Source organism: Parafrigoribacterium humi, assembly GCF_040227205.1.
In the GTDB taxonomy this organism is placed as follows: Bacteria; Actinomycetota; Actinomycetes; order Actinomycetales; family Microbacteriaceae; genus Parafrigoribacterium_A; species Parafrigoribacterium_A humi.
The window spans coordinates 40,155-52,945 of record NZ_JBELOA010000008.1; the positions used below are offsets into that span (position 1 = coordinate 40,155).

Annotated in this window: 10 protein-coding genes; 5 read left to right on the forward strand and 5 right to left on the reverse strand. The window is 62.8% G+C overall.

The window, feature by feature from the left end; genetic code table 11:
* Positions 1-5: 5 nt before the first annotated feature.
* The gene (locus tag ABUA28_RS11915; protein WP_349904402.1) at positions 6-2,018 is read right to left on the reverse strand and encodes a glycoside hydrolase family 53 protein; all 2,013 of its coding nucleotides are present in this window, start codon (positions 2,016-2,018) and stop codon (positions 6-8) included.
* Positions 2,019-2,072: 54 nt separating this feature from the next.
* A complete protein-coding gene (locus tag ABUA28_RS11920) occupies positions 2,073-3,965 on the reverse strand; it encodes a beta-galactosidase (RefSeq protein ID WP_349904403.1) in 1,893 nt (630 codons plus the stop codon).
* Positions 3,966-4,402: 437 nt separating this feature from the next.
* On the opposite strand from ABUA28_RS11920, the gene ABUA28_RS11925 reads away from it, so the two are divergent.
* The 4 genes from ABUA28_RS11925 to ABUA28_RS11940 all read left to right on the forward strand — a co-directional run bounded on the left by ABUA28_RS11925 (position 4,403) and on the right by ABUA28_RS11940 (position 8,749).
* A complete protein-coding gene (locus ABUA28_RS11925) occupies positions 4,403-5,698 on the forward strand; it encodes an ABC transporter substrate-binding protein (RefSeq protein WP_349904404.1) in 1,296 nt (431 codons plus the stop codon).
* A gap of 84 nt (positions 5,699-5,782) precedes the next feature.
* Positions 5,783-6,775 carry a carbohydrate ABC transporter permease gene (locus ABUA28_RS11930; protein ID WP_407075444.1) on the forward strand — a complete coding sequence of 331 codons (993 nt, stop codon included), beginning with the start codon at positions 5,783-5,785 and terminating at the stop codon, positions 6,773-6,775.
* Positions 6,772-7,659, forward strand: coding sequence for a carbohydrate ABC transporter permease (locus tag ABUA28_RS11935; protein ID WP_349904405.1), 888 nt, complete (start codon positions 6,772-6,774; stop codon positions 7,657-7,659). The genes ABUA28_RS11930 and ABUA28_RS11935 overlap by 4 nt, the downstream gene beginning before the upstream one ends.
* A 73-nt stretch (positions 7,660-7,732) precedes the next feature.
* Positions 7,733-8,749, forward strand: coding sequence for a LacI family DNA-binding transcriptional regulator (locus tag ABUA28_RS11940; RefSeq protein ID WP_349904406.1), 1,017 nt, complete (start codon positions 7,733-7,735; stop codon positions 8,747-8,749).
* A gap of 104 nt (positions 8,750-8,853) precedes the next feature.
* Here the strand turns inward: ABUA28_RS11940 and ABUA28_RS11945 are convergent, their stop codons facing one another.
* The gene (locus tag ABUA28_RS11945) at positions 8,854-10,035 is read right to left on the reverse strand and encodes a baeRF11 domain-containing protein (protein ID WP_349904407.1); all 1,182 of its coding nucleotides are present in this window, start codon (positions 10,033-10,035) and stop codon (positions 8,854-8,856) included.
* 104 nt (positions 10,036-10,139) lie between these two features.
* A complete protein-coding gene (locus tag ABUA28_RS11950; RefSeq protein ID WP_349904408.1) occupies positions 10,140-11,297 on the reverse strand; it encodes an epoxide hydrolase family protein in 1,158 nt (385 codons plus the stop codon).
* A 129-nt stretch (positions 11,298-11,426) separates the two neighbouring features.
* On the opposite strand from ABUA28_RS11950, the gene ABUA28_RS11955 reads away from it, so the two are divergent.
* Positions 11,427-12,032 (forward strand): TetR/AcrR family transcriptional regulator, encoded by a 606-nt coding sequence (locus tag ABUA28_RS11955; protein ID WP_349904409.1) that lies wholly within the window; start codon positions 11,427-11,429, stop codon positions 12,030-12,032.
* Positions 12,033-12,143: 111 nt separating this feature from the next.
* Here ABUA28_RS11955 and ABUA28_RS11960 read toward each other — a convergent pair whose 3' ends face one another.
* The gene (locus ABUA28_RS11960; RefSeq protein WP_349904410.1) at positions 12,144-12,785 is read right to left on the reverse strand and encodes a LysE family translocator; all 642 of its coding nucleotides are present in this window, start codon (positions 12,783-12,785) and stop codon (positions 12,144-12,146) included.
* Positions 12,786-12,791: the final 6 nt, after the last annotated feature.

A 12,791-nucleotide genomic window follows, 5' to 3' on the forward strand; every position in this document is an offset into this window, starting at 1 on the left:
GATTGTCACCGTCCAGGTCTGTGTTGTGGGTCACTCGATGCTGACGCGAGCGGCACCTTTATCGAGGCGCGTAGCGGTGCGACGCGTGGTATTCGTGGTCCGATGGATTCCGCGCGAATGACGAGTGTTCCGTGTGCCGGGCGTGAGCCGTGATGAGATACCGTTCCCACGGTCACGGTTGCGCCGGCCGCGATAGTGACAACGCCACGATCGCGTGAAAGCTGGAACTCATTCACGGCATAGAGTTCCACGCGACCGGTGAAAGTGGCCGTGCCCGTATTGGTTATTTCCACTGGAGCCCACGCGGAGGTCGCCCCTCGTGGTGCTCGCAGAGAGATGGGCTTTGCGGAGAGCGCAGCACTCGCCGTCGTATCGGGGGAGAAATCATTCATTGCGGATAGCTCCTCGTCGTTGTAATCGAACATCGCCTGGTTCTCCCAGGCGTTCCCGGAGGTCGGGTCGGCTGGATCCCATCCATTGCCCGCGATGTCGGTCCAGGCGGGCTCCCAGTACACGGCTCCGAGACCGCGGCCTCCCGGCGCCGAGGCCACGACATCCTGCACCGCGCGGAAGTTCGCGGCCTGCCCCTCGGGGGTGGCAGGGTAGCCGGTCACGAGTTCCGAGGGCTGGTCGATGGTGTTTTCCCAGGCGGGATTAGGGTTGTCCTCCAGCGTGAACGGGTAGGCGGTTTCGACGACAAGAACGTCTTTGTCGTATTTCGCCGAAAGTGTGGTCACCGCGGACTGCAGGTCCGCCAGCGTGCCGTGCCAATAGCCGTAGTAGCTGAGCCCGATCAGGTCGTAGGGCACGTGGTGCTCGGTGATCGCATCGAGCCACCAGGTGAGACTGCCGATGCCGTTATTGATGTTGGTCAGATGCAGGATGGTCTTCGTCGTCGGACTGACCGCTTTTACCGCATCGTGACCCGCTGTCAGGAACGCCGCGAGGTTGTCCCATTGGGCACCGGTCACACCGTCGTTGGGGTCGACATCCCATGTCTGGCCGAGCGGCCAGAGCATCCCGGAGTTGATTTCGTTGCCGATCTGCGCTGCGTAGGGGGTGATTCGGGAACGCTTGAGTGCGCGCATGACGCCCTCCGTGTAGTCGTATAGCGCCGTGGTCATCTGCGCGGCCGACATGTCTTTCCAGGCCGCTGGGATCGTCTGCTTGCCGGGGTCTGCCCAGGTGTCCGAATAGTGGAAGTCCACGAGCACCTGCATTCCGGCTGCCTGTGCGCGCTTCGCCAGCGCGACGACATGCGCGGTGTCGTTGTAGCCATCGGGCGGGTTCACCCACGCCTTGATGCGCACGAGATTTGCTCCGGCATCCGCAAATGCCTTCACCGGGTCGACTCGATGGCCGCTGTTGTCTTTGTAGACGGCCCCCATCGCCTCATTTTTCGGCACGCTCGAGAGATCGGCACCGCGGATGCTGCGGTCCACTGTTCCGCGGCTCAGCGATACGTCATCCATGCTCGCCCACGAGCCAGCCGCACCCGAGGTTTTCAACTGCAGCGTGCAGCTTCCGTTTGAGACATAGGCGCTCACCGCCAGCTCCAGCCAGGCGTTGTCAGTCTCGGTCGACGGAACTGTCGTTGACCCGTCGACACCACACCCGACGAGACGGATCGATGAAGAGTCGACAGCCCCACCGGAGAGTACGTGTGCTCGCATCGTCCACCAGCCTTCGCTCAGCCCCGTGATCGTCTGCGAGGTCGTGACCGTCGCGGATTCGGCAAGCCATTGCGTGAGTCGATGGTCTGATAAGTACCCGGCGGTTTCGATCTTCGCGGCACCCTGTTGCCCGACGCTCGTCCAGCCTGTCAATCCAGACTCGAAGCTCGCGTTGGCTACCGTCGCGGAGACGGATCCCGAGGGGCTGCCGCCAGCCGGGTTTGCGACGGCACTGGGGGCGATCAACCCGATCGAGAGCGCGGGCGTCATGAGTAGGGCGGCGATCCCGGCGATCGAGAGGCGGTGTCCAGGGCGGTTGGCGTGGTGCGGGTTCGTGAAGTGCATAAACGTCCTCCTTGACGTGTCGGCACGGTTGGTGGGGCGCGCCTTCCCCCAGAATCAGCGGATGTGACGTACCACCCGAACTTCGCCAGGGGGGACGGTCACCGAACCACCGGTTGCCGTGTCGGTCAGCAGCTCGTGTCCCTCGGCGGCTATCGAGACCGGTGCGTCGCCATGGTTGATGACGAAAAGAAAGTCCGCTTGATCGCTTGAACGCTGTACTGTCTCGACCCCGATCGGCGGCTCATGCGTTGCGACGCCTGCGCCATCCAATACCTCGATGACAAGCGATTCGAGATCGGCACCATCGAGCTTGGTCGATACGTACCACGCACGTCCGTCCCCAAAGTCGTTGACAGTGATCGCGGGCTTGCCTGCTGCCGGGCCGTCGCTGAACTGGGTCACAGCACGGGCGGTCGTCAGGTGTATGTCGTCAGCCCAAACGGAACCTACCGCTCCGGAGTCGAGCACCGCGGTTTCGCCCTCATGGAACGGCAGGAACTCGTGGATATCGATGCCCAGGGCATCGCGAAGCGCACCGGGTGCGGCGCCAGGATAGACGGCGTCGTTTTCGTCGACTATGCCGGAAAAGTACGACACAAGCAGGCTGCCGCCGCCAGCGACGTATGCACTCAGGTTCTGCGCCGCTAGCGGCGTAACCAGATACAGGCTCGGTGCGATGACTGCGTCATAACTGCTCAAATCGTGGCCGGGATGTGCAAAGTTGACCGTGACACCGCGGTTCCACAGGGCGGTGTAAAACGCTTCGATGCGTTCGCGGTGGTTCAACTCGATGCTCGGGCGCCAGTCAAGGTCCTGTGCCCAGAACGATTCGGTGTCCCAGAGCAGTGCAACCCTCGCCGATACCCTCGTGCCCGCGAGCTCGCCCAGCACATTCAGTTGCTCGCCAAGGGTGCACACCTCTTTCCAGATGCGGGTATCGGTGCCGGCGTGCGGCAGCATCGCCGAATGGAACTTCTCTGCTCCTACCCTGGACGCGCGAAACTGGAAGAACATGACGGCGTCGGCTCCACGGGCCACGTGGGCCATGCTGTTTTGCGTGAGTTCGCCCGCTCGCTTAGCGATGTTGCGAGGCTGCCAGTTGACCGCGCCGGTCGAATGCTCCATCAGTACCCATGGGCGACCGCCGGCCAGGGATCGGGTGAGGTCTGCATCCATCGACAGCAGGATGTGGTTGTCGCTGCGTTCGGCCACGAGATAGTGGTCGTTCGAGACGATATCCACCTCGCGCGACCAGCGCCAATAGTCGGGGGTGAGGCAATTGGTTGCCATGAAATTAGTAGTTATCGGCACGTCGGGGGAGTACGTGCGGATAGCGTCGCGCTCGGCTATGAAGCATTCGAGCAGGGCGTCGGAGGTGAAGCGGTGAAAGTCCAGCTGCTGCGCTTGATTCGAGACCGTCGCCGAGCGGCGTGGTGCGTCGATCTCGTCCCATTCGCCGTAGCTCTGTCCCCAAAATGCCGTGCCCCACGCGGCGTTGAGAGCGTCGATGGTGGCGTATCGCTCCTGAAGCCAGCGCCTGAAGGCAACCACCGAATAGTCGTCATATGATTCGCCGACTGGGGCACCATACTCGTTGTGCACGTGCCACATTGCCAGCGCTGGATGTCGTGCGTAACGTCGCGCCAGCTGTTCGGCGATGGCGACGGATGCCCGTCGATATTCCGGAGAGCTGGGGCTGACCATGCCGCGTGAGCCACCGCCGAGGATCACGCCATCGCGGGTGACCGGGCGTGCTTCTGGGTACTTCTTCCAGAACCACGCGGGCGGGGCTGCCGTAGGGGTGGCCAGATCGACATCGATACCTGCTTCGGCGAGCAGATCCATTACCTCGTCAAGCCAGCCGAACTCGTACTCGCCCTCGCGCGGCTCTACTTTGACCCAGGAGAAGATGCCGAGGCTGACCATGTTGACGCCAGCCTGCTTCATTAAAGCGATGTCCTGCGGCCAGGTCTCGCGCGGCCACTGATCCGGGTTGTAGTCCCCTCCATAGCGAAGCGGCGTCCCTGTGTTGCGTCGTATGGACGCCGCGGGGTGCTCGCTCCCGGCCGGCTGCGCGAACCCGGGCGTGCGTGTAGATGGACTCGGAACACCGGCGTCGGTCGTGAAAGCGGGGCGGCTAGGTGGCATTCCGAACAATCTCCTTTTGACTGTGTACGCTCCCAGTTTTAGCACAGCATAAACATCCTGTCACGACTTGTTTTCAACTGTTGACATGGAACTAGGTTTGTGGGTTACTAGGAGCGCTCACAGTCCGAAGCTACCTTTACTCGTGGCGGATGATGGTATCGAGCAGAGAACACGCATGTCCCAATGCACCGTACGAAAGCTTTCGACAAGGAGGACGAATGCACAGATCACTACGCGTGACCGCTGTTGCGGTTGCTGCCGCAGCGGCACTGCTGATGACCGGATGCTCCGCAGGAACATCCGACACTTCGAATGACAACTCGAGCCAGAAGGTGAATCTCACTTACTGGGCCTGGGCGCCAAATCTCGACAAGGTGGTGGCGATCTGGAATAAATCGCATCCGAATATTCACGTCACGGTGAACAAGCAAGATGGGGGCGACCCCGCCGTGACAAAGCTGCTGACCGCTATCAAGGCGGGCAGTGGTGCGCCGGATCTCATGCAGGTCGAATATCAAAAGCTTCCGACTTTGGTGTCGGCCGGTGCGCTGACTGACCTCTCGAAGACCGACGCCGGCAACCTCAAGGATCACTTCTCCTCCGGGGTGTGGGACTCCGTCACTCTCGGTGGAGACGCGCTTTATGCGATTCCGCAAGACACCGGGCCGATGATGTTCTTCTACCGGGAAGACGTGTTCAAGAACCTCGGTCTCTCGGTACCGACCACGTGGCAGGAGTATGCCGAGGATGCCGCCGCCATTCACCAGGCCGATCCGAAGAAGTATCTCGGAACGTTCTCGTCAAACGATGCGGGGTGGTTCACGGGCCTGGCCCAACAGGCCGGTGCGTCATGGTGGGGAGTTGACGGTAAGGCATGGAGCGTGAATATCGACTCCGCCGCAACGAAGAAGGTTGCCTCGTACTGGGGCAAGCTTGTTCAGGACGGCGTTATCGACAACCAGCCGATGTACACCCCCGCCTGGAACACCGCTTTGAACGACGGAACGCAGGTGGGTTGGCTCAGCGCGGTCTGGGCGCCCGGAGTGCTCAGCGGCAATGCCAAGGACACTGCGGGCAAGTGGGCGGTGGCCCCCATGCCTCAGTGGGATGCATCGAGCCCTGCCACGGGAAACTGGGGCGGCTCGTCTACCGGCGTGACCTCGCAGTCCAAGCACGTCAAGGAAGCGGTGCAGTTCGCTACGTGGCTGAACACCAACCAGGAGGCAGTCAAGGCGCTGGTCACCCAGACCGGCATCTATCCGGCAGACACCGATGCGGCTGCCAGCGCGCTGAGCACCGCGCCGGAGTTCTTCAGCAACCAGCCCGACTTCTACAAGGTGGCGGCTGAGGTGGCCGCGACCGTGAAGCCGTTCACCTATGGCCCCAACGTCAATGTCGCATTCAGTGCGTATAACGACGACTTCGCAAAAGCGGCGCAGGCCAAGAGCCAGGCGGCATTCGTGCAGGCTGTCGAACAGATGCAGAAGACTACGGTCGACGATCTGAAGAAGAGCGGATTCACCGTCAAATAGTGTCGACGGCGGGGAGGGCATACGCTCTCCCCGCCGATCCGCAAGGTCGGCTTTCAGACCTTCTCACTCAGCAAGGAGAATTCGGTGACAGCACCGACCCCAGTCGTACTTCGGCAAACAGCGCACACCAAGAAGCGTCCCTCGCCCGCTCCGACGTCGCGCCGTTTGCGGCTGCGTTCCCGAGTCTTCACGCCTTACGCGATGCTTGCCCCGGGAATCGTACTGTTCGTGCTGTTTATGGCTGCGCCTATCGTCTATACCTTCGTGCTCAGCCTGCAGAAGGAGATGGTCACAGGGTTGGGCCTCGGCCCCGGGTCGCACAAAACTATATTTGCGGGACTCGGCAACTATGTCAGCTCTCTGACCGACCCCGAGCTGGCGGGCAGCGTGGGTCGGGTGTTGCTCTATGGACTTATCGTCATCCCGACGATGTTGATCTTGGCGTTGCTTTTCGCACTGATGCTTGATTCGCACCGCACTCGCGCCGGCCGGTTCTCACGCATCGCGATTTTCCTGCCGTACGCAGTGCCCTCGGTCATCAGCTCGTTGCTGTGGGGCTTTCTTTACCTGCCCTCGGTGAGCCCATTCTTCAACATCGCCGGTGGATTGGGTGTGCAGCTACCCGACATCCTCTCGCCCAACGGCGTGATCTTTGCCATCGCGAACATCGCGGTGTGGGGCGGCGTCGGTTTCAACATGATCGTGATGTTCACGTCTCTCAAGGCCGTGCCGAGCGAAATCTACGAGGCGGCGACGATCGACGGGTGTAACGAGATACAGATTGCCTGGCGCATCAAGATTCCGATAATCGCGCCCGCCCTCGTGATGACCGCGCTGTTCTCGATGATCGCCACCTTGCAGGTGTTTGCGGAACCGACCACGCTACGACCGCTGACCAATAGCCTTTCGACGAGTTGGTCACCGCTGATGTTGGTCTATCGAGATGCGTTCACCCGCAACGACATTTATTCAGCAGCGGCCACCAGCGTGCTGATCGCGGCCGGAACATTCATCATCTCGTTCATCTTTTTGCGTGTCGTCCAGAGTCGGGCGTTCGGCCAGGAGGACGTCTCATGAGCGCAGCCACAGCCACTTCTCCTCGTGCTGGCAAGCGCACGGGACCGGGTACCAAAGGCACACCGAGCGTGGTGTCCACCGGGATACTGTTACTCGGTGCCGTTTACTGTCTGTTCCCGGTGCTCTGGGTCATCATGGCCTCGACCAAGGACGGGTCCGAACTCTTCTCCACGCTGACACTCGCGCCCAGCGGCCACTTGTGGCAGAACATCGTGCAGCTGACTCAGTACCGCGATGGATTGTTCTGGATCTGGATGGTGAACACCGCACTCTACGCGGGTGTCGGTGCGATCATCTCCACCTGGGTGTCCGCGCTGTCAGGGTATGTCCTTGCAAAGTTCACCTTTCCCGGCAAGGGTATGGTCTTCAAAATCCTGTTGATGGGTGTGTTGGTACCCGGCGTGATTCTGGCAATCCCGCAGTACTTTCTGCTCGCCCAATTCGACCTCACCAACACCTATTGGTCGGTGCTGCTTCCTCAGATCATCAGTCCGTACGGCATTTATCTTGCTCGCATCTATTCGGCTGCGGCGGTGCCGACTGACGTCGTCGAGGCCGCCCGCACCGAAGGCGCGGGGGAGATGTTCATCTTTCATCGCATCGCCGTTCCAATGCTGCTTCCCGGCTTGGTGACGATCTTCCTGTTCCAGTTCGTGGCCGTCTGGAACAACTTCATGCTTCCCTACATCATGCTCGGCAACGATCACCTGTTCCCGATCACAGTCGGGCTGAACGGCCTGCTCAACCAGGGCGCAAGCGCGCCAGCCATGTACACCCTGGTGATTACCGGTGCGCTGTTGTCGATAGTTCCCCTGGTGATACTGTTTCTGGTTCTACAGCGCTACTGGAGGGTGGATCTGGCAGCGGGCGCGGTCAAGGCGTGAGGGCGAAGGTGGAGTCTGTGAGTCGGGTCGAAGCGCTCCCGGCCCCGGCTCGTGCCGCCGCTAGGCTCATATCGTGACACCTTCGCCCGCCCGCCGCCGCCCGACTGTCTACGACGTCGCCGCCGAAGCTGGCGTCTCGCGCGGAACGGTGTCGCGCGTGCTGAACGGCGGCCACTGGGTGAGCCCGGATGCGGCCGCCGCGGTGGCCAGTGCGATCAAAAAGACCGGGTACCGGGTCAACCCGCACGCTCGGAGCCTGGCAACGAGCCGTGCGAACTCGGTTGCGTTCCTGCTCACCGAACCACATGAACTTCTGTTTGAGGATCCAAATTTCGCTGTGCTGATGAGAGGCGCATCCGAGGCACTGGCGCGGAAGGATATCTCGCTGGTACTCATCATGGCTGGGACCGAAGACGAGCAGCGGCGCGCGCAGGATTTCATTACCGCCGGTCACGTCGACGGGGTTCTTCTGGTCTCGTCGCACAGCACCAGGCGTGGCATCATGGCTGAGCTCGTCGCAGCGAAGGTGCCCGCTATCGCTTGTGGCGTGCCACTGGGATTCGAGCGCAAGATGGGCTACGTCGCCGCTAACGATTACGACGGTGCGATCGACTTGCTCGATTATCTGACCGCGTCGGGGCGTGACCGCATCGCGACGATTACCGGACCGCAGGACACTTCGGGCGGTATTCGCAGGCTAGAGGCGTACCGCGCTCATCGCGGAGCAGATCTCGATGAACGTTATGTGGCCTTTGGCGACTACAGCAGGGCAAGTGGCCGGGAAGCGATGCGTCAGCTTCTCGAACAGGCTCCCGATCTCGATGCGGTGTTCGCGGCGAATGATGCGATGGCAGCGGGCGCGCTGGATGTGCTCAAGACGGCGGGGCGGCGCGTGCCAGAGGATGTCGCCGTCGTCGGCTTCGATGACGCCTCCATTGCTCAGACGACGGTGCCGAGGCTGACCACGATGCGGCAGCCATTCGACCGCATCAGCGAGGAGATGGTTCGCTTGTTGTTGGGTGTGATCGAGGGGGAGCGCCCTGCGACGATCATCCTTCCGACGGATCTCATCGTGCGCGAGTCGGCCTGAGGCGTGATCCGTAGGCGTCTTGTTAGGCCGCAACTGCGATGTGAAGAGACCGGCCTGACGGATACTCCTGCTGCAGTCGGCGGATGTCGCTGCCCCGCTCAGCTTCACCGATCGCAGCTGACCCAGCTACATGCGGACTGCCGCTGCGCCGCGAGTGAGGCGAGCCTGGTACGGTTACACGGCGTAGCGTAGTATCGCGGCCAGCGCCTCGCCGCGGGGATGTCCTCCGAGCGAACGGCGAGTACCTCCCCGTCGGACTTGAGCACGCGCGCGGCTATCTCACCCAGCGCGTCGTAGTTCTCCGCGGTCGCCGAGTCGGCAAGGGTCACGGTGCCGTCGTCGGCGATCGTGCCGGGCATCGTGCGCGTGATGTCGATCATGATCGAGTGCACCGCGCCGAAACTCGCGGCGCGGGCCGCGCTCGCGATATCCGTTGTGGCGCGCCCAGCGCTGTCCCGGTCCTCGAAGAGATCACGCCACGCCGCCAGCTCCCTCGCATAGACCTCGTCGAAGACCGACCGAGCCTCCCGCGCGAGCTCCGAGTCGCTCATCGCAGCGCTCGATGAGATCACTGCGTCCGCCAGCCGCGGGTAGGTGTTCATCGCGCGGTAGATAGCGAGCATCGGTTCGCTCGCCGCCACTACCAGCGGGAGGCCGCTGCCCCGCAGGTGATCCCGTACCAGAGAGTTCACGCGTCGAGCGAACTGTCGTTGCGCGCTCGCGTCGCCCAGCGTTCCCTGAGCTCGCGCTCGCGGAAGACGGTCGGCGATCGGCTGAGTCTTGAACGGCTCGCTGCTCTCGGGTAGCCCCGGAATCGTCAGCGTGGTCGCAGGAACGTCGGCGGAAACCTCAACGACCCGCGCCTCACCCTCGGTGAGCAGCAGCACGTAGCCCGCGTTCGGGAACGTGACCGCACGCAGCAATTGGGCGAGCTGAAATCGATCGGACACGTGAACCTGACGGTCGAGCTCGCTGGCGAGGCGGTAGTGACGGATGTGGTCTGGCGTAACGAAGACCGCGAGACTGCGGGCCTGGTAGCGCCAAAACTCACCGTCGTCGATCAGCGCGTTCAAATGCTCTTCGATCGCCTCGATCTGCTCCGCGCTGCCGCCCTGCTCACGCAGAACAGTGATCGCCTCGCGGGTCAGATTTTTCAGTTCGATCCGGGAGGCTTCTGCTTCGCCACGGATCGGCGAAGTCGGCAAGTAGAGCGAGACGCACTGGGCATCGCGTCGCTCGCTCAGCGCCACTAGATCAGATGATGTCGGGATGTCAACGTAAAGCATTGTGTGCTCCTCGGCAGTGGTCCTGGTGCTGTTAATCCCTTTCGACCGTAACGGAGCAACATGGGCGATACCCGCGAAGAAACTCGACGCATCGTGTCTTCGGGCTAGGAACGCAGGCTCCTGAGCCCGGCACGGATCTCGTCCACCAGGATCTCAGGCTGTTCGAAGGCCGCGAAGTGGCCGCCCCTGGCGGCCTCACCGTAGTGGATGAGGTTGGTGTAGGTGTCTTCGATCCAGCTTCGCGGCAGGCGCGGGATGTCGCGGGGGAACACGGTCACCGCAACCGGAAGCGTAAGTTTCGGGCCGGCCATGCTGCTTCCCCTGTTCTCCCAGTAGATGCGGGCCGACGAGGCGGCGGAGTTCGTGAACCAGTAGAGCGATATCGCGTCCAGGATCGCGTCCCTGCCGAGGGCGTCCTCGGCGAGCCCGGTGTTGTCGGTCTTCGACTGGAACTTGTCGTAGATCCAGGCAGCCTGGCCCGCCGGCGAATCCGCCAGCGCGAATCCGATGGTCTCCGGCTTCGTGCCCTGGAGGTGATTGGCTCCGCCCATATCGCCGGTGTACACGGCGAGAGTGTCCACGGCGTACTGTTCCTCCGGCGACAATGAGCCCGGGATCTGCGCGGGAAAGGCGTACTGGCTGTTGAGGTGGATGCCGAGGAGTCCTTCGGGTCGAAGGACTCCGAGGGCCGAGGTGACAACGGCACCCCAGTCGCCACCCTGCGCGACCCAGTTCGTGTAGCCGAGCCGCTTCATGAGCTCCGCCCACGCGGCCGCGATACGCATGACCGACCATCCGGTTTCTGTCGGCTTGCCCGAGAACCCGAACCCGGGCAGCGATGGGATGACGACGTCAAACGAGTCCTCGACCCTGCCCCCGAACGCCACCGGGTCGGTCAGCGGCCCGATCAGCTTCAGGAATTCGACGATCGACCCGGGCCATCCGTGCGTCAGGATGAGCGGCAGCGCCTTCGGATTCTTCGACCTGACGTGGATGAAGTGGATATCCAGCCCGTCGATCTCGGTCAGGAACTGCGGGAAGCGGCCCAGCTCGTTCTCGAATCGGCGCCAGTCATACTCTCGTCCCCAGTAGTCGATGAGCGATCGCGCATTCTCGAGGCGCACGCCCTGCGACCAGTCCGAAACGGTTTCCGGGTTCGGCCAGCGTGTCCTGGCCAGTCGGTGCTTCAGATCTGCGATCTCTGAGTCGGGGATGGCCACGGTGAAGGGGCGGATGAGGGGCGTTGTTGTCGAAGTGATCATTGCTGGGTTCTCCCGAACTCTGATTCTCAGTGCAGTGGTCTGCTGCACAGTAGTTCTTTGCACGGTGGTGTGCAATGCACAGCGGTGTGCAATCTAGCTCATTGCACACCGCTGTGCAACAATGAGTCCGTGCAGATCGATACCACGCGCTCGCATGCCCTGGCCAAGACGCGAGACAAGATCCTCGATGTCGCGCGTGAGGTCCTGGGGGAGAATCCGGAAGCGGGCATGGGCGACATCGCCTCCGCCGCGGGCGTGGTTCGGCGCACCGTCTACGGCCACTTTCCGTCCCGCGGCGATCTCGTGCGAAGCCTCACGCAGCAAGCCGCAGAGGAGATCACCGCGGTGCTGGCAGAGGTGGACTCAGCCGATGCGGCGGCAGATGCCGCCTGGGTCGACTTCGTCGCCCGCTTGTGGCCGCTCGCGCACCGCTACCGCGTGCTCGTGGCGTTGCGTCGCGGCGAATATGGCGACGAGATCCACGCCCTGCTCGGCCCGGTCGACACGGCGCTCGCCATGCTCGTGCAGCGCGGCCAGGACCGCGGCGTCTTCGCACGGCACCTGCCCGCCGCCATTCTCGGTCAGCTCGCCTTTGCCACGGTGTTCTCCATCGCCGGCAATGAGTCATCGGCCGGAGGGCTCGGCGCCCGCGCCGCATCCATTACCGTTCTGCTGATGTTGGGAGTACCTGAGCCACGCGCGCTGGCGCTCGCGAACGAGCATCCGCCCGACTGAGCCTGACGCACCATAGAATTCCGCCGACCGTGCCTCTCTGCGCCGAGCGCGCCCGCCTGCGCGCGATCAAACGGGCACGCCCGGCGTGGATGGGCACGCTCGGCGAAAGACCTAGTCGCTGCCGTGGGGCACGAAGAGGGCCGCGACGCCGATGCCGATCATCATCACGCCGCCGGTTCCGCTGAGTTTTGCGATGCGCTTTGGGGAGCGAGCGAACCAGTCGCGGGCGGCACCGGCGCTGAGCGCCCAGACCCCGTCGCTCACGAGGCCGATCGTGATGAACACGAGTCCCAGGATGATGAGTTGCAGCGGCAGGTTGCCCGCCCTGTGGTCGACGAACTGCGGCAGGATCGCGATCATGAACACGACCGCCTTGGGATTCGACACTCCCACGAGAAAGCCCTCGACGAGCGTTCGCGGGTGCCCGCGGTGCGTCACACCGGCCATGGTGTGCTCGGCCACCCGGTTGCGATGGCGAATCGCCTGGACGCCGAGGTAGATCATATATGCGCCCCCGGCGATCTTGACCACGGTGAAGGCCACGATCGATTTCTCGATGATCGCGCCGACGCCGAAAGCCACGGCGACGGCGATCGTGAAGATTCCCACCGCGTTGCCGACCACGCTGAGCAACCCGCCGATGCGCCCGAGCGCGAGGGAACGACCGATCACGAAAAGCACGCTGGGGCCGGGCAGGATGATGAGCAGGAACGCGGCGACGGAGAAGGCGAGGAGGTTCGCGGCAGGAATCACAGGACG